18 protein-coding genes and 1 pseudogene are annotated in these 16,713 nt (G+C 60.8%); 14 read left to right on the forward strand and 5 right to left on the reverse strand.

The annotated features are described in order from the left end of the window. The first annotated feature begins 149 nt into the window (after nucleotides 1–149). Genes AB6B39_RS01655 through AB6B39_RS01670 form a run of 4 tightly spaced genes read left to right on the forward strand, consistent with a single transcriptional unit; the run spans nucleotide 150 to nucleotide 4,304 of the window. The gene (locus AB6B39_RS01655) at nucleotides 150–2,699 is read left to right on the forward strand and encodes a phage tail tape measure protein (RefSeq protein ID WP_284371197.1); all 2,550 of its coding nucleotides are present in this window, start codon (nucleotides 150–152) and stop codon (nucleotides 2,697–2,699) included. After that, on the forward strand, nucleotides 2,696–3,103 hold the full coding sequence (locus AB6B39_RS01660) for a phage tail protein (RefSeq protein ID WP_284371199.1): 408 nt from the start codon (nucleotides 2,696–2,698) through the stop codon (nucleotides 3,101–3,103). Before AB6B39_RS01655 ends, AB6B39_RS01660 begins: the two co-directional genes overlap by 4 nt. Next, the gene (locus AB6B39_RS01665) at nucleotides 3,100–3,303 is read left to right on the forward strand and encodes a tail protein X (RefSeq protein ID WP_284371202.1); all 204 of its coding nucleotides are present in this window, start codon (nucleotides 3,100–3,102) and stop codon (nucleotides 3,301–3,303) included. The genes AB6B39_RS01660 and AB6B39_RS01665 overlap by 4 nt, the downstream gene beginning before the upstream one ends. Next, complete coding sequence (locus tag AB6B39_RS01670) at nucleotides 3,300–4,304, forward strand: phage late control D family protein (protein WP_284371203.1); 1,005 nt, start codon at nucleotides 3,300–3,302, stop codon at nucleotides 4,302–4,304. The genes AB6B39_RS01665 and AB6B39_RS01670 overlap by 4 nt, the downstream gene beginning before the upstream one ends. Before the next feature lie 14 nt (nucleotides 4,305–4,318). Here AB6B39_RS01670 and AB6B39_RS01675 read toward each other — a convergent pair whose 3' ends face one another. Next, nucleotides 4,319–4,702, reverse strand: coding sequence for a hypothetical protein (locus AB6B39_RS01675; protein WP_284371205.1), 384 nt, complete (start codon nucleotides 4,700–4,702; stop codon nucleotides 4,319–4,321). 140 nt (nucleotides 4,703–4,842) lie between these two features. After that, nucleotides 4,843–5,046 (reverse strand): annotated as a pseudogene (locus AB6B39_RS01680) (DNA adenine methylase); the annotation flags it as partial. On the opposite strand from AB6B39_RS01680, the gene AB6B39_RS01685 reads away from it, so the two are divergent. The 6 genes from AB6B39_RS01685 (at nucleotide 5,015) to AB6B39_RS01710 (ending at nucleotide 8,975) form a co-directional block, all read left to right on the forward strand. After that, a complete protein-coding gene (locus tag AB6B39_RS01685; protein ID WP_284371210.1) occupies nucleotides 5,015–5,323 on the forward strand; it encodes a DNA adenine methylase in 309 nt (102 codons plus the stop codon). The pseudogene AB6B39_RS01680 and the gene AB6B39_RS01685 overlap by 32 nt on opposite strands. Beyond that, a complete protein-coding gene (locus tag AB6B39_RS01690; RefSeq protein ID WP_284371212.1) occupies nucleotides 5,320–5,652 on the forward strand; it encodes a hypothetical protein in 333 nt (110 codons plus the stop codon). The genes AB6B39_RS01685 and AB6B39_RS01690 overlap by 4 nt, the downstream gene beginning before the upstream one ends. Nucleotides 5,653–6,051: 399 nt before the next feature. Beyond that, nucleotides 6,052–6,441 (forward strand): hypothetical protein, encoded by a 390-nt coding sequence (locus tag AB6B39_RS01695; protein ID WP_284371214.1) that lies wholly within the window; start codon nucleotides 6,052–6,054, stop codon nucleotides 6,439–6,441. Between the two features lie 268 nt (nucleotides 6,442–6,709). Then, on the forward strand, nucleotides 6,710–7,564 hold the full coding sequence (gene kdsA, locus AB6B39_RS01700) for a 3-deoxy-8-phosphooctulonate synthase (protein ID WP_284371216.1): 855 nt from the start codon (nucleotides 6,710–6,712) through the stop codon (nucleotides 7,562–7,564). Then, the gene (locus tag AB6B39_RS01705; protein ID WP_284371218.1) at nucleotides 7,561–8,385 is read left to right on the forward strand and encodes a 3-deoxy-manno-octulosonate cytidylyltransferase; all 825 of its coding nucleotides are present in this window, start codon (nucleotides 7,561–7,563) and stop codon (nucleotides 8,383–8,385) included. Before kdsA ends, AB6B39_RS01705 begins: the two co-directional genes overlap by 4 nt. Next, the gene (locus AB6B39_RS01710) at nucleotides 8,385–8,975 is read left to right on the forward strand and encodes a histidine phosphatase family protein (RefSeq protein ID WP_284371221.1); all 591 of its coding nucleotides are present in this window, start codon (nucleotides 8,385–8,387) and stop codon (nucleotides 8,973–8,975) included. Before AB6B39_RS01705 ends, AB6B39_RS01710 begins: the two co-directional genes overlap by 1 nt. A 49-nt stretch (nucleotides 8,976–9,024) precedes the next feature. Here AB6B39_RS01710 and AB6B39_RS01715 read toward each other — a convergent pair whose 3' ends face one another. Next, a complete protein-coding gene (locus tag AB6B39_RS01715) occupies nucleotides 9,025–10,014 on the reverse strand; it encodes a KpsF/GutQ family sugar-phosphate isomerase (protein ID WP_284371223.1) in 990 nt (329 codons plus the stop codon). Nucleotides 10,015–10,318: 304 nt separating this feature from the next. Here AB6B39_RS01715 and glmS point away from each other — a divergent pair, with 304 nt between their 5' ends. Beyond that, nucleotides 10,319–12,133, forward strand: a complete 1,815-nt coding sequence (gene glmS / locus AB6B39_RS01720; RefSeq protein WP_284371225.1) for a glutamine--fructose-6-phosphate transaminase (isomerizing) — start codon at nucleotides 10,319–10,321, stop codon at nucleotides 12,131–12,133. A 3-nt stretch (nucleotides 12,134–12,136) separates the two neighbouring features. On the opposite strand, the gene rfbC is transcribed toward glmS, so the two are convergent. Continuing rightward, complete coding sequence (gene rfbC, locus AB6B39_RS01725; protein ID WP_284371227.1) at nucleotides 12,137–12,691, reverse strand: dTDP-4-dehydrorhamnose 3,5-epimerase; 555 nt, start codon at nucleotides 12,689–12,691, stop codon at nucleotides 12,137–12,139. Nucleotides 12,692–12,818: 127 nt separating this feature from the next. On the opposite strand from rfbC, the gene galE reads away from it, so the two are divergent. Beyond that, on the forward strand, nucleotides 12,819–13,859 hold the full coding sequence (gene galE, locus AB6B39_RS01730) for a UDP-glucose 4-epimerase GalE (RefSeq protein ID WP_371398679.1): 1,041 nt from the start codon (nucleotides 12,819–12,821) through the stop codon (nucleotides 13,857–13,859). A 135-nt stretch (nucleotides 13,860–13,994) separates the two neighbouring features. Next, nucleotides 13,995–14,288, forward strand: a complete 294-nt coding sequence (locus AB6B39_RS01735; protein ID WP_284371231.1) for a YqaA family protein — start codon at nucleotides 13,995–13,997, stop codon at nucleotides 14,286–14,288. Nucleotides 14,289–14,340: 52 nt separating this feature from the next. On the opposite strand, the gene murI is transcribed toward AB6B39_RS01735, so the two are convergent. Further along, nucleotides 14,341–15,156 carry a glutamate racemase gene (gene murI / locus AB6B39_RS01740; protein WP_284371233.1) on the reverse strand — a complete coding sequence of 272 codons (816 nt, stop codon included), beginning with the start codon at nucleotides 15,154–15,156 and terminating at the stop codon, nucleotides 14,341–14,343. A 62-nt stretch (nucleotides 15,157–15,218) separates the two neighbouring features. Between murI and AB6B39_RS01745 the strand changes: the two genes are divergently transcribed. Then, entirely contained in the window at nucleotides 15,219–16,700 is a 1,482-nt protein-coding gene (locus tag AB6B39_RS01745; RefSeq protein WP_284371235.1) for an ArnT family glycosyltransferase, read from the forward strand. Nucleotides 16,701–16,713 lie beyond the last annotated feature (13 nt).

Below are 16,713 nucleotides of genomic sequence, written 5' to 3' on the forward strand. Positions count from 1 at the left end.
TCGGCCAGGCCTGCATGATCCTGTCGCGCGAGCTGAACACACCGATCCCATACTGGCAGTCTCTGACCGTCAGTGAGCTTAACGAAAAATGGTCGGTGTTTCGCCAACTCTATCCCCCGGCCCCGAACTGACCAAAAAGAGGAGGCGATATGAGCAGCAAGCTGATCAAAGTCGGGCTCCTCATCTCAGGACAGCTTTCGCCGTCCGTCAAGCAGGCCACAGACGGGGCTGTTACAAACCAGCGGCGTATCGGCACGGCGATCGAGCAGGTCAATGACCGGCTCGGACAAGGCCGCGAAGCGCGGCGCTACGGTCGCCTTCTCAATGAGCTGAAGCGAAAGCAGCAGGGTCTCGGCAATAGTTCTGAACGTCTGGACCGAGGTATTGAAGAGGTTCAACGGCGCTATAATGCGGCGCGCCGCGCGGCTGGTTTCTATGCCGACGAAGTTGATGACGTCACACGCAAGACACGCGCGCTGGGCGATGCGCAGCGGCGCAATCATGACGCGATCGGCGCTGGCTTTGATCGGACGACAGTTGGCAGGGCTGTGGCCATGGGCGGGCTTGCCATTGCCGGTACTGGCCTGGTTTCTGAAGGTAACCGGGAAGAAGAGGGACTTTACCTTCGCACCGTCATCAATGCGCGTGATGGCGACAAGGACGCCGCTGTCAGACGATCGAGAACCGCCGCTCAGGCCTTTGCGAGAGATAGCCTGGCCGATGAAGCCGAGTTGATCGATATCGAATATGCGCTCAACAGCGCCAGCCTGGAAGAGGATGTGGCGCGGGCTGGGTCGCGCATGGTCCACAAGCTGTCCAAGATTACACGCGGCCAGAGTGGTCAGGTCGGCGAGATTGTCGCGACGACCTTCAATAACCTCGGCGATCAGATGACGGGCTCGGCCGAAGAGAAGATGACCGAGATCGGCAACATCTATGCCCGCACCCAGTTCAAGTATCAGATCCGGGATTTTGGCCAGCTGGGCGCATCGATGGAATATGCATCGGCAGCCTCGGCCTCAGCCCGTCTTGATCTGGTTCAGACAGCCGCCGTCATCGGACAACTCAATACGGCTGGGCTGCAGGGATCACGGGCCGGTACTGCTTTTTCAGCTGTCATGCGCAACATGACAAAGGCGGCTGACGAGCTCGGCTTCACCATGCGGCGCGGGGCGGATGGTGGTCTGGATCTGATCGGCACGCTCGCTGATCTCGAGGCGTCGCTGGACGGGCTCAGTGTCGATGAGCGCTCCGATCTGCTGGGCACGCTGTTCGGCGAAGAAGGCAAGGTCGCCATCGTTCCGCTGCTCGGCAAGCTGGAGGAGCTTCGGGACGGACATGCCGAACTGGCTGACGCGGCACAGTCCGATCTGGTCAATGAAGAATATGCGCGCTTCCTGAACAGCACAAATGGCATGTGGCGTCAGGGTCGCCAGCTGATCGGTCAGCTGGTGACCGCAATCGGGTCTGACATGATGCCGGTCGTCAGCGTCGTCGGTCGTGCGATCGGCGGGACATTGAAAGGTCTGACCTGGGCGATCGAAAATGTGCCGGGACTGGGGCTCACAATCGGTGTGCTGACGACCTTCATCATCGGCGCGGCCTTCGCCATGGGCACTGCGACGACGGCGACATGGGCATGGAACGCCGCCATGCAGGTCTCGACCAACAGGCGCATGCTCGCCTTCTATGATGCGCTCAAGGGCCGGATAATCGGCGTCACCCTTGCACAGCGCGCATCGACGGCTGCGGAAGTTGGCGGAAGTCTGGCTCGCGCCAGATCCGGACGCGTGATGGCGGCATGGGCTTCGACGGCGGGCACAGGCGCACGCCAGGTCGGGTTGCTCGGCCGGGCTTTGCGCTTCGCGGCCATCGGTGTCCGTGCGATCGGTCTAGCCCTGACCGCTAATCCCATTGGTATCGTCGTCGGCCTGGTCGCGCTGGGGGCCTTTGCGATTTACAAGGCGTGGCGTCCGATCAAGGCTTTCTTTGGCGGTCTCTGGTCGGAAATCGGCCCGCCCGTGATGGCATTCGGATCCGGCATCACGCGCATTGGTCAGTTCCTGTACCGGATAAACCCACCCTTGCGCCTGGTCATGGGCGGCTTACGCCAAATCGGCGCTGCGGTCCGATGGGTCGGTGGGTTGCTAAGCCCGATGGAGGGCGAATTCGAAGGCGCGGCCAATGCGGGCGCGCGCTTTGGCCGTCTGCTGAAGGGCATCTTCAGCTGGTCGCCGATCGGGCTGGTGTCGCGTGCCTGGAAGAATGTGGCTGTTTTTTACGGCAATCTATTCGGGCAGATAAAATCGCTTGCGGGTGAGGCCGTCAAAGCGATCGGTGAGAAACTGGCCGCCCCGTTCCGCTGGGTCGGTAATCTGTGGAACCGGATCCGGGGTGTGAAGAGCGAAGCGGCCGGGCTTGGCGTCGCGGCTAACGACAATGATATAGCGTCGATCGGGTCTGCCTTTGCCGAGGCTGAAGGCTTCGATGCATCAGGCCGTCCGGTCGAACCATCCGAGCGCCTGCAGCCGCCCGCACCAGCCGGGCCTGTGTCCGGACCCGTCACACAGAACACATATGAAGGCGACCGGTTGGAGGCCCATTTTCATGGGGTGCTCGACGGTGAGGAAGCGGCTCGCCGCCTCGAGCCGTTTCTCGATGAACGGTCGCGCAGACGCGCCGAGGCAGGCCTGCGATGAGCGAGACAATGCTGGCCCTAGGTGACTTCCGCTTTGCCATCGGCACAGCGGCTTATCAGACCCTGACGCGAACGCGCCGTTACAACTGGACGGAACAGGGTCGTGTCGGACGTCGGCCAGCCCTGCAGTTTCTGGGACGCGGGTCAGAAACCATCCAGCTCGAAGGGGTGATCTACCCGCATTTTCGCGGCGGTCTGGATCAGGTCGCGCGGATGGACGCCATAGCCGGTCAGGGTGATCCGATGCTGCTGGTTGATGGCCGAGGCTTCAATCATGGATCGTGGGCGGTCCGCGAAATTAGTGAAGTGAAAAGTCATATCGATGAATCCGGCATTGCCTTCAAGCAGTCCTTTACCGTGCATCTGATCTGCTACAGCGGCGCTGACGAGGCGCGCGGGCAATGACCTACCGAACTGTCGAAGGCGATGTGCTGGACCGGATCGTGCATGATCATTACGGCCAAACGGTTGGTCGGGTTGAAGCTGTGCTTGATGCCAATCCGGTGCTGCGCGATCAGCCGCCCATTCTGCCCGCTGGTCTCATCATCAGCCTGCCATCCTTCACGCCCGTCGTCGCGGATTCGCGGGTGAGGCTCTGGTCATGAAGCCCGTCTATCAGATCAGCGCCAATGGACGTGACATCACAGACAAGATCGGGGATCACCTGATGCGTCTGACGGTGGTGGATGAGGCCGGAATAACGTCCGATCGCATCACTCTTAAACTCTCTAACCGCGATCATGCGCTCGAGCATCCGCCAAAGGGCATGACGCTGGCTGTGCGCATGGGATATGACGTGCCGCAATACGCCATGGGGCTCTACGTCGTCGACACGATCGAGAGCACGGGCAATCCCCATACGCTGACCATCGGGGCCAAGGCGGCCGACATGACAGGTGAGATGAAGGCCCCAAAGACGCGCAGCTGGCCGCTGCAGGATTTTGCGAGTATCGTCGGCACTATTGCGGCCGAATATGGGCTGGAGCCCGCCGTCTCGGCCGCGCTGGGCGCGATCGTTCCCGTCCAGATCCCCTATGCCCAGATCGAGCAGGACGCGGAAAGCGACCTGCAGTTTCTGACGCGATTGGCCGAGCAATATGATGCAGTGGCAAAGCCGAGCGGCGGGAGGCTGATTTTCGTGCCACGAGGTCGACTGGTGTCGAGAACGGGTAAGGACGCTCACAAAGTGCTGATCGACCAAGGCAGCGTCTCCAGCTGGTCGGCGCGCGCACCGGACCGCAGCAAGTTTGCCGGTGTCTCGGCGCGCTGGATCAATTCGGCCACGGAGACGAGTGAACGGGTCCGGTTCGGCCCGGACGGCCCGACTTACACGATGAACACACCGTTCAGCAGTGAGGCGGAAGCGCTGAAAGCCGCGCAATCCAAGCATGCGCAGCTGGCGCGGCAGACGGCGACCCTGTCAATCGAGATGCCGGGCAACCCTGAAGTCGAAGCCGAAGCTGTTGTCGTCTTCACGACAAAGGACCCTCTCGCGCATGGTGAATGGATCGTCAGGCGGGTTGAGCATGAATTATCGGGCGGCGCGAATGGTCGCTTCTCAACACGAATGGAGCTTGAACCTCCAACGGAAGAACTGCAGCCGTGAGCGAAACAGTTGACCTATTTCCAGACGTCGATCGTCGGTGCTGGCTGTTTGACGTTGTCCTTAGGTCTCTCACATGCAGCTTTAGCAGCTCGACAAGCAGCATAACCATCAGGGCTTTTATCGATCAGTTTATTGTAATTATGAAAGCACGCCTTCTCCCCATAGGCCTCGACGGCGCGTGCCAGACAGGCTTTGCGCGTGGCGGCTTGGCGCATCCCCTCCAGCCGCGCCCGGCTCGTTCTCAGCGTCTTGTGCGTGCTGCACAGATCCTGACTCGTCAGTGCGCGGTGCTCTTCACAGCTATACGACACGATCTCTGTCTTCGCGTCTCCACTTTGCGCCAGAGCAGGGACCGTCAAAAGGGCGGTCGCTGCGATCGCCGTCATCATCATTTTCATGGTCATCGTCCTCATTGGGCTCCTCGGGACATCAAAGGCCATGACAGCGCTTCCGTCAATGCGGGGGCTGGGACACGCCAATGTCCCGAGCCGGGCAGAACACACTGCCCACGTCAGCGCACGGCCGTGCGCATCCGATCCCGCAGCACTTCGATAAATTGAGGATAATGCCGCTGCAGGATCCGGAAAAGGGTGGCAACTTCGCCGTTCGCGTCATTAATGATTTCAGCTTTGGGACGGCTGCGACGCCGCAGAAACACGCCGCCCATACCCACAAAGGCCTCGGCGTAGAGATTATGAGGCGTCTCGGCAATGAGCGAACAGATGGACTTTGAACGGTTCATCCGGACCTATGACCGCGCGGGCGTGCTCTTCTATCTGGACCCGCCTTATATGGGCTCGGAGGACGATTATGATGCGCCTTTCCAGCGCGAGGACTTCCAGCGTCTGGCCGACTGTTTACGAGCCCTGAAAGGTCGGTTCATTCTCTCTATCAATGACACGCAAGATGTCCGCGACATCTTCGCCTTCTGCGATCTGCAGCCGGTCGAACTCTCTTACCAAATCAGTGCGTCCGGTCCGACGAAGGCCCGCGAGCTCATTCTGACGGGCGGTGGATGACCGCAGAGGGTTTCCATAAAGAAGCTGAGCCACTTCAGGTGATCGGGGCCATCCGGGACAGTTTTCAGGATGCGGCGTTCGTCTACAAGAACGGCTCCTGTTTCGAGCTCTATCGTATCCTACGCACCATATTTCCTGAGGCTCGGCCGTGGACGAATTTCGATCATGTCTGGGTGGAGATCGCCGGGAAGCTCTATGACATCGATGGGCTGCGGTCAGCCGGAACCGAGGGGTTGAGCCCCATGTGGGGCGATACAGCTCTGATGGAGCGCGCGCACGGATGGAAGTGGCGCTCTGTCTGGCGCGTCGATCAGGCGATGGAATGTTGATTGTTTCGCGACATGCGGCGCTCCGTATGCGTCAGAGGCTTGGCTTGAACCGGCGTTCAGTCGAGCGTCACATTCTCGTGGTCAATGAACAGGGTTTGCGTCGTGGGGAGTTGTCAGGAGAGGTCAGGCGATGGATGGACGCACTCAGATATAGTGGAAAGGTTGCGACCTGGGCGATCATATATTTAGACTATGCCTATCTGATGCGCGGCCTGACGATCGTTACCGTTGTCCCGGTCCCCGCCCGGTTCCGCGCCCGCCTCAGACGGCTCACGGCCAGACGCAAAGGGAATTCAAGGTGAGCAACCTGACATCTGTCAGTCTGTTTCCTTACGCCTCTATGCGCGAAAAGGGGTCATCGACACGCACACAGTCAATCACACTCGCCCGGAGACTTCCATGAAATTCCATCCCTTCCGATCTGCTGGAGCCGCCCTTCTGGCACTCGCATTTACGTTCCTCTCCCTGCTCATGTCGGCCCCTTTCGCCAGCGCATCAGCGCCAGACTTCATCAGTGATGCTCCGCATGCCGCCGCTCTTCATCAGATCGATCTCCAGCTGGAATGCGTCGTCGTTCAAGGGGAAGGCCCGACATTCCTGACAATTTCTGCTAGTCCTGATGTGCTGGCGCAGGACGTGTCCGGGCCAGCTGCGCATACTGTCCGTTTCGACGTCGCACTCGAGCGACAACTGAACGGCCATACAGAGCTCAAGTACAGTCTCGTACCTGCGGCGAACACGCTTACATCCCCCTTCATCGCTCAACCTCTTACTCAGTCTATCGACTGACAGCCATAAACCCGCGAGCAGGTGTCCCTGCGAAGGTGCTGGAGGGGCTCTCAAATGGCTCTCAAAGCGCCCTCGCGGGGACACCAATTTTTGCGCGCTACGACACCCCATACGGGGTGAATAGAATGAAAAAGCCCTGGACGGGCTTTCGTGTGTCCTGCGGACACCTTCTTTTGTTGGCTACAGCAATCTTGCGCCCTTGCCGAATTTAGCGGTTTCCTGCGCGGACTTCGCGCCATAAGTCTGCGTCCATGAAAAGGAGCGTTTCATGACACCGATCCAACTGGCAGATCGCGACTGGGCGATCGGCGGCACCCATACGCCACTTGCCGTGATTGCCGGCATCAATGTGCTCGAAGATGAAGGCCTGTCGCTGGAAGTCGGCACGGAACTTAAACGCATCTGTGTCGATCTCGGGCTGCCCTACGTTTTCAAGGCCAGTTTCGACAAGGCGAACCGCTCTTCGATCACGAGCTTTCGGGGGCCGGGACTGAAGGCCGGACTGGCGCATCTGGCGCGGATCAAGGCGGCGCTGGACGTACCGATCTGCACCGACGTTCACGAACCCGATCAAGCCAAGGCCGTCGCGGCCATTGCCGATATTGTCCAGATCCCGGCTTTCCTGTGCCGCCAGACGGACCTGGTCGTCGCTATCGCGCGCGAAACGCAGGCAGCGGGCGGTGTCATTCATGTCAAGAAGGCTCAGTTCCTGGCCCCTTGGGATACAAAAAACATTATTGCCAAGATTGGCGAAGCCGCCCCGGATGTCGGCGTGATCCTGTGCGAACGCGGCAGTAGTTTCGGCTATAATAATCTGGTCGTGGACATGCTGGGAATCGGCGCAATGCACGATCTGGGCGTGCCGGTCACGATCGATGCGACCCACGCCGTACAGTTGCCCGGCGCGGATCCGCGCACGGCGGGCGCGTCGACGGGCGGTCGTCGCGAAGGGGTCCCCATCATCGCCAAGGCCGCCGTGGCGAGCGGTGCGGACGGCGTATTCCTCGAATTTCATATTGATCCGGATGCGGCGCTCTGCGATGCACCGAGCTGCCTGCCGCTCTCCAGCGCGCGGGATTTGCTGAGCACGCTCAAACGTGTGCGAGAGGCCGTCCAGGGATGATCGCGCCAGCTGCGCATATCCGCACACTGATTGTCATCCCGGCACGCTATGGTTCGACGCGCTTTCCCGGCAAGCCACTGGCCGAGATCGGCGGCAAAAGCATGCTGCGGCATACAGCTGAAACGGCTGATGTCGTCGCCCGCGCGGCACCGGGCCGGGCTTATGTCGTAGCCACGGATGATGACCGCATCAGAGATCATTGCGAGGCGCACGACCTGCCTGTCGTCATGACCGATCCGGATTGCCCGTCCGGCAGCGACCGCGCCATGGCGGCCTGTCACATGGTCGCGCCGACGGCGGAGATCATCGTCAATCTGCAGGGCGACGCGCCGTTTACGCCGCCCGACTATATCGAACATTGTCTGGCCAATCTGGCGGACGACCCGGAGGCCGACATGGCCACGCCTGTCGTGCCGCTCGATTGGGCCGCGCTCGATCAGCTTCGGGCGGATAAACGCACCACACCTTTTTCCGGAACCACGGCGATCATCGACGGCGCGACAGGCCGCGCGCGCTGGTTCTCAAAGACCATCATCCCGGCGATCCGCAAGGAAGAAATCTGGCGTCAGCACGAGGAACTATCCCCCGTTTTGCGCCATGTCGGGCTCTATGCCTATCGGCGCGCGGCGCTGGAACAGTTCATGGCGCTGGCGGAAAGCCCCTATGAGCGCACGGAAGGGCTGGAACAACTCCGCGCGCTGGAAGCCGGAATGATCATCAGCTGCGCCCGCGTCGATCCCGCACCCGTTAGCCTGTCCGGCATCGATACGCCGGAAGATCTGGCGCGCGCCGAAGCGCTGCTGGCCGGAATGTCTCACTAATGGGCTGGCTGGTCGTCGTCCGGCACGGCAATACGTTCGACCGAGGCGACAGGGTGCTGCGGGTCGGCGGACGGACGGATCTGCCGCTGAGCCGTTCCGGACAGGAACAGGCACAAGCGTTGGGGGCGCATTTCGCCGGGCAGAGTTTCGATCATCTTCTCAGCGGTCCGTTGCTGCGCCAGAGCCAGACCGCGGACGCCATTCTCAGCCGTCTGTCCCGTCCGGATCGATGGGCTGTCGAGACCGGATTGACCGAAATCGATTACGGTCCGGATGAAGGCCAGCCGGAAGATGACGTGATCGCCCGGATCGGACAAGACGCCCTGACCCGCTGGGACACGGACCGCATTCCCCACCCGGACTGGATGATTGACGCCGCCGCGCTCAGCGCCGTGTGGCGGGACCTGTTAAGCCGCGCGCAGACGCAGGACCTGATGGTCGTGACAAGCAATGGAACGGCGCGCTATCTTTTCGATCATGTTGCACAGGGGGATGCGCCGCTGAAACTGCGGACGGGCGCGTTCGGCGTCATCGCGAGCGGCCCGGACGAAGCGCAACTGATCAGCTGGGACGAACGCCCCGCGACATGACCCCTCTATATGAGCCCGGTCACATAAACCTTGGCCACATGAGTTCGGGCTACATGACTCCCTGCTTCAGAAAGTCGTGAATGTGCAGCAACCCGACGGGCGTGCCCCCATCCACGACAAAAACAGCCTGGATGCGCCGTTCATTCAGAAGGGCCAGCGCTTCGGCGGCAAGCTGACCGGGCGTAACCGTGACCGGACTGGACGACATGACATCCCCCGCGCGCAACGCCATCAGGTCCCGCCCGGCATTGCGGCGCAGATCGCCATCCGTAATGACCCCGATCAAGCGACCGGACATGTCGCAGATCCCGACAATCCCCAGACCGCTTTCGCTCATTTGCGCGATCGCGGCCGGTAGTGGCGCGTCGGCATCGATCAGGGGCAACATGCCTTGGCTGACAATATCGCCGACCGCCCGGAACCCCGCGCCGAGCTTTCCACCCGGATGAAACGTCTTGAAGTCGGACGCCCCGAAAGCCGACAGCTTCAGCAAGGTCACGGCCAGCGCGTCGCCCAGCGCCAGGCTCATCGTCGTCGAGGTCGTCGGCGCAAGCGTCTCGGAGCAGGCCTCATCGGCTGCCGGCAGAAGCAAGGTGGTTGTCGCGGCTCTGGCCAGGGTGGAGTCAGCCCCGGACGTTATAGCGATCAGCGGGATCGAGAAGCGCGCACAATATTGCAGAATATCGGATAGTTCGCGCGTTTCTCCTGAATTGGACAGAGCCAGCACAATATCCTGCCGGCTGATCATGCCCAGATCGCCGTGACTGGCCTCAGCCGGATGAACAAACAGGGACGGTGTGCCGGTCGAGGCCAAGGTCGAAGCGAGCTTTCGTCCGATATGGCCGGATTTTCCCATGCCCGTGACGACGATCCGACCTTGTCCGCGACCGCGCATGTCGTGACAGAGGCGAACCGCCGCCTGAAACGCACCGTGCAACGAGTGGTCGGATGACACATCCAAGGCATTGATCAATGCATTCAGGCCATCGCGCTCGACCTGGAGGGCCTGCACGGCGTAATCTGTAGCATTATCGGTCATGAGGCATCAGTCAGAGATCAGAGTTCAGGGCACGGCTTCAGGGCTCAGGGTTCGAACCATATCGGAAAAGGCGCTTTTTCCGGGCGTGACCGCATAATGTCAACATATGGCGAAAGCATCGCCATGATACGGCGCAAATTTCGCCCTGATTAAGGGTCAGTCCCGGGAAAGTTCTCCCCGTGCGAGCGCGGGATTGCTCTACAGGCTTTCTGCCGCTACGGGCGCTGCCACGGGGTCCCGCCAAGGGCCGTCGTGACGGCTGAGCAGGTTCCAGCCTGGCGCAAATTATCGAGGTCAAGACGCTATGTGCGGTATCGTTGGTATTATTGGTTCAAAGACGGTCACGTCCCGCCTGATGGCTGGTCTGCGTCGGCTCGAATATCGCGGGTATGACAGTGCCGGTCTGGCAATTGCCGCCGATGGTGCGATCGATCGTCGCCGCGCCAAGGGCAAGATCGTCAATCTCGAAGCCGTCTTGACGGTCGATCCGCTGGATGGTCCCGTCGGCATTGCGCATACGCGCTGGGCCACACATGGCGCGCCGAGCGTCACCAATGCGCACCCGCACCGCGCGGGCCGGGTCGCCATCGTGCATAACGGCATTATCGAGAATTTCGCCGAAATTCGCGAAAAGCTCGCCCATCGCAATCTAGAATCCGACACCGACACGGAAATCGCGGCACATCTGATCGATCACGAGATTGACCAAGGCGGCACTATTCAGGATGCGGTCGGACGCGCGCTGGCACAGTTTCGCGGGGCCTATGCACTCGGCATTCTGGTCGAAGACGAACCGCACCGCATCTATTGTGCGCGCCGCGGCTCGCCTCTGGCTGTCGGCATCGGCAAGGGCGAACGCTATCTCGGCTCGGACGCCATGGCGCTCGCGGCTCTGACGGATCAGCTCATCTATCTGGAAGAGGGCGACTGGGCCGTTCTGGAATCCGATTCGATCCAGATTTTCGATGATAACGGAACGCCTGTCGAGCGCGACATCACGGTCGTGCGCGGGGCGGACGATATTGCCGACAAAGGCAGCTTCGATCACTTCATGCTCAAGGAAATCCACGAGCAACCCGATACGCTGGCGCGGACCCTCTCCCATTATCTGGATCTGGCCGCCATGGGCGTGTCATTGCCCGAAGAGCTCGATCTGGGCCAGATAAACCGCATCGTCATCGTGGCCTGCGGCACCGCCTTCTATGCGGGTATGGTCGGGCAATATCTGTTTGAACAGATTGCCGGCGTTGCCGTCGATATCGATATTGCCTCGGAATTCCGTTACCGCGAACCGGTTCTGGATCCGAACAGCCTGATGATCGTCGTGTCCCAATCAGGGGAAACCGCCGATACGCTGGCGGCTCTACGCTACGCCAAAGAGGCCGGTCTGAAAACGGCGGCACTGGTCAATGTGATGACCTCGACCATGGCCCGCGAAGCGGACGTCGCCATGCCTATCAATGCCGGGCCTGAAATCGGGGTCGCCTCGACCAAGGCGTTCACCTCGCAAGTCGCGGCCCTGGCCTGTCTGGCGGTCGGGGCGGGCGAATTGCGCGGGAAGCTCGATTCCGACTCTGTTGCCACGCATGTACGCGAACTGATGGGCCTGCCGACGAAAGTCGCAGACTCGCTGAAAAGCGCCGCCGAAATCGCGACCATTGCCGGTACGCTGGCGGGCGCCTCTTCGGCCTTTTTCCTCGGTCGTGGCACGATGGTGCCGATCGCACTGGAAGGGGCGCTCAAGCTCAAGGAAATTTCCTATATTCATGCCGAAGGCTATGCGGCGGGCGAACTCAAACATGGTCCGATCGCGCTGATTGAAGACGGTACGCCCGTCATCGCTTCCGCGCCGATGGATGGCCTGTTCGAAAAGACCGTCTCCAATCTTCAGGAAGTCGCGGCCCGTGGGGCCCGTGTCATTCTATTCACGGATGCCGAAGGCAAGGCTGCCGCAGGCGATCAGGTCGATACATGTCTTGTTCTGCCGACTGCGCCCATGATCAGTGCGCCCATCGTTCAGGCCATCGGCCAGCAATTGCTGGCCTATCACACGGCACTCGCTCTGGGCACGGATGTGGATCAGCCGCGTAATCTGGCCAAGTCTGTTACGGTCGAATAGCGCTCAGAAAGGCGTTTTGAAGGCTCCGAATGCCGGGGCGGCCGCATCCTTGGTGGATATGGCAGGGTCGGTTCCCGATAAGCCCCAATCTATGTCGAGGTCAGGGTCATTCCAGGCCACGCCTCCGTCGCAATCCGCATCGTAGTAGGCCGTGCATTTATATTGCACGAGGCAGTGATCCGTCAGTGTGGCAAAACCATGCAGGAATCCCGGCGGAACCCAGAGCTGCGCGCCATTCCCGGCGCTCAGTTGAACCCGGACATGCTGCCCATAAGTCGTCGAGCCAGAACGGATATCGACGGCGACATCGATGATCGCACCCTGCGTGCAGCGGACGAGCTTGCCCTGCGCGTGCGGCGGAGCCTGATAATGCAGACCACGGATCGTTCCCTTGCGCTCGGACAGGGACTGATTGTCCTGCACGAATTGCACGACCTCACCGATCGCATCCACAAAGACGCTCTGGCGGAACGTCTCCGCAAAATAGCCGCGCTCATCCACGAAACGGCGGGGCGTGAATAGGACGGGCCCGGATATGTCGAAGCGGTCGATCTGCATGGTCTTGGTGGCATGGCGATAACGGTTGCAGCCGATCGTGCAAGAAGGTCGTAGCAGGGAGCGCTGCAACAGGTTAGTTGTCCGATCATGTCCAAGGGGCCGCAGGCCTTTCAAAAGGGAGCGACAAGTGAGCATTCTGGTCACGGGCGGTGCCGGCTATATCGGGTCGCATACAGCTGTCGCGCTGATCGAATCCGGACATGACGTGGTCGTGATCGACAATTATTCCAATTCGTCGCCGGACGTGATCGCCCGTGTCGAAGCCCTGACCGGAGCGACCATCCCGGCCTATACGGCTGACATCGCCGACAGGCAGACAGTCACCCGGATCCTCAAGGATCATGACTGCGACACGGTCATGCATTTTGCGGGTTTGAAGGCGGTCGGCAACTCCGTCGCACAGCCTCTGGACTATTACCGTGAAAATGTTGCAGGGGCCCTGTCCCTGTTTGAAGCCATGCAGGCGGCACAGGTCAGACGTTGCGTTTTCAGCTCCTCGGCGACCGTTTATGGCGCGCCGCAATTTCTGCCCTTCACGGAAGACCATCCGCTCGCCCCCGCCAGCCCCTATGGCTGGAGCAAGCTGATGATCGAGCAGATATTGCGCGACCTGGCGATCAGCGACCCGGACTGGCGGATTGCCGTGCTACGCTATTTCAACCCCTGCGGCGCGCATCCGTCCGGACAGATCGGGGAAAACCCCATAGGACGACCCAATAATCTGATGCCGTTCATCGCGCAGGTCGCAGTGGGACGCCGCCCGCATCTCGACGTGATGGGGGACGATTACGATACGTCGGATGGAACAGGAGTCCGGGACTATATCCACGTCGTCGATCTGGCGCGGGGACATGTGGCGGCGCTGGATCTGATCGAACGGGAGACGGGCTGGAACGCCGTCAATCTGGGAACGGGGGCAGGCTATTCCGTCATGGACATGCTGCGGGCCTTTGAAAAGGCCGTCGGGCACCCGATTGCGCATAAGATCGGCCCGCGTCGGCCCGGCGATGTCGCAGCCTATTGGGCGGATACGCAGACGGCGGAAGCGCGCCTTGGCTGGCGCGCCGAGCTGGGGGTAGAGCGCATGTGCGAAGATCATTGGCGCTGGCAGCAGAGCCTGATCGCCTCTCAGGCGGAGCCCTCACACCCGGTCGGTGGCGGTCTCTGACAGGCCACGACAATGCCGAACGGACCTTTGCGGGTATCTGCTTTATCGAAAATTCGGTTTTTCCCATTTCGCCGGACGGGATGCTGATTCCGATGGTACAGGCGGCACTGAAACGGGCCTGGCGACTGGTCACGATTGCGACGATCTTTTTTCGTAATCGGCGGCGCATTCGGCTATCTTCCCGGTTTGCGCCCATTCGATGCGCTGGCCATGCCGGTGCTGGACAATCTCGGCAGCGCCGTTGCGGTCGAAGAATTTTCTACCAATGTGAAAACATACGGCGCGATGGCTGTGTTCGGTGCGGCGCTGACACCCTTTCCCTACAAGGTCGTCACCATCATGAGCGGCGCGCTGAAGATCAATTTCGGTGTCTTCATGGCGGCGTCGGTCTTTTCATCATGCTGGCCGCGCTCTACTGGGCCTATGTGACCCTCATGCACTAATCTTCGTGTTCTGGATTTGGCGCACGACCCTAACTAGATTAAAGGCTGACGATGCGGCCAAAGCCATGCTCGGCAAAGGCCTGTCGCCGCGCAGGATCATCATCCGGCCCGGTCAGAAAAGCGGTGTCGCTTAGCGGCGGACAGGCTTGAAACTGCGTGATCCGGTCCAGCAGATTGCCGACGCGCCTGGCCACGGCCTCGCCGCTGTCAATCCATGCGACGAGACGCGGAGCCGCTGCTTCCAGCTCGTCACGCAAGAGCGGGAAATGGGTGCAGGCCAGGACGATCGCATCCACGGTCTCGCCTTGCAGGCCGTCGAAAAGCGGCGCGGTTTCGCGGCGGATGACGGCCATGTCGACCTCCCGGCCCGACAATTTGCGTTCGGCCTGCTCGACCAGCGCCGACGAGCCGACCAATTCGACATGACAATCGGCAGCGTGGGCGGCGATCAGATCATCGACATAGGTCCGCCTGACCGTTCCCGGCGTTCCCAGCACCGCGATCGACCGAGTCTGCGACAGGGCGGCGGCGGGCTTGATCGCCGGAACGACACCGACAACGGGACAGTTCAGCGCCGCGCGGATCGTCGGCAGCGCCGTCGTCGAGGCCGTATTACAGGCAATCACGACCAGATCGGGATTGAGCATATCGCAGATGGGGCGCAGCAGCCCCGGCAGACGCGCGCTCAGCTGGCTTTCCGTTTTCTCACCATAGGGCCTGAACGCATCATCCGCCAGAAAACTGAGCGCAACATGCGGATGGGCGGCCCGGATTTCGGCTGCGATCGTCAGGCCACCCACACCAGAGTCGAAAATAAGCGCATGAGGCGCGGGATGGGGCAAGAATGCAGTCATGGAGCGTGTCTTGGACCCGAATTAAGTTTATTTTGCGCAAATGTCAGCATAGCGATCGCATTGTGACGATCAGGACCCGCAATATCCATCTGTCTGACGCGAACTGGGCGGCGGCGCTGATCGGAACCCTGCTGGTCTTCCGGATTGTGATGCTGATGCTCAGCGCGTCGGGCCTGCATGGCGACGAAGCGCAATATTGGGCCTGGTCGCTTGATCCGGACTTCGGCTATTATTCCAAGCCGCCGCTGATCGCCTGGATCATTTGGGTGAGTACCTCCATCTTTGGCCATGCGGAATGGGCGATCCGGCTAGCCTCGCCCTTCCTGCATACGGGCACGGCGATCCTGACTTATCTGACGGCGTCCCGCCTGTTCGGCAGCCGTGCCGGACTAATCGCCTGCGCCCTTTATATTCTGATGCCGGGCGTGGCCCTATCGGCCTCTCTGATTAGCACGGATGCGGCGCTCCTCTTCTTCGTCGCCCTCTTCATTCACAGCTGGATCCGCTTGCGCGAGCGCACCGACTGGCGCTGGGTCATCATGCTGGGTGTCGCGCTGAGTCTGGGGTTGATGGCGAAGTATGCCATGATCTATGTGTTGCCGGCCTTCGGTCTGGCGCTGCTGTTCGATGCCAGAAGCCGGGCGTCACTGCTGGGCCTGAAGGGCGCAGTCGCCGCAATCGTGGCAGCCGCAATCATCACCCCCAATCTGATCTGGAACCAGCAGCATAGTTTTGCGACGTTGCAGCACACAACCGACAATGCGAATATGGGCGACGGAGTGCAGCTCAATCCGCTTGAGCTGATCGAATTTGTCGTGGGGCAGCTAGGCGTTTTCGGTCCGATCACCTTCATCCTACTTCTGATCGCGCTCTGGCGACTGCGGCTGGACCGGACGTCGTTCCGTCTGTGGCTGGCCGTGCTGGTGTTGACGCCGCTAAGCGTCATCTGCCTGCAAGCACTTTTGAGCCGTGCCAACGCCAACTGGGCGGCGGCAGCATATGCCGCAGCGCCAGTGCTGCTCGCGGCTTGGGCGATACACTCGCAGCAAACTTTACGCTGGGTGATGGCGGGTCTGGCCGTCAATCTGCTGCTCAGCATCGTTCCGCCTCTGGTCCTGACGTCCCCGGCCCTGACCGACCGGCTAGGTTTTGCCAATGCGGTGAAGCGACAGCGCGGCTGGCCGGAAACAGTTGAGAGGATCACCGAACAGTTTGCCGCTGGCGATTATGACGCCGTTGCCGTCGATAACCGCCTGATGTTCTACGCGCTGACCTATTATGACATGGAAGGCACGGCCCCGCTCTTCATGTGGCGCTATGAGCCGCGCCTGAACAATCATGCGGAGATGACGCGGCCTTTGCCGGAAGACGACCGGTCCGTTCTGCTGATCTCCTACTATCCCACCTATGCAGATTATTTTGCGCGCGACTTCGAACAGCTGACCCGGCTGGGCGAGATCGAAATCGATCTGGGCGGCGGGAAGTCACGCGCTCTCATCGCCTATGCGGCGCAAGGTTATAAGGGCCCGGTGGCACGCGATTAACGTGTCGAGTTTC

This window comes from Algimonas porphyrae (genome assembly GCF_041429795.1).
Taxonomy (GTDB): Bacteria; Pseudomonadota; Alphaproteobacteria; order Caulobacterales; family Maricaulaceae; genus Litorimonas; species Litorimonas porphyrae.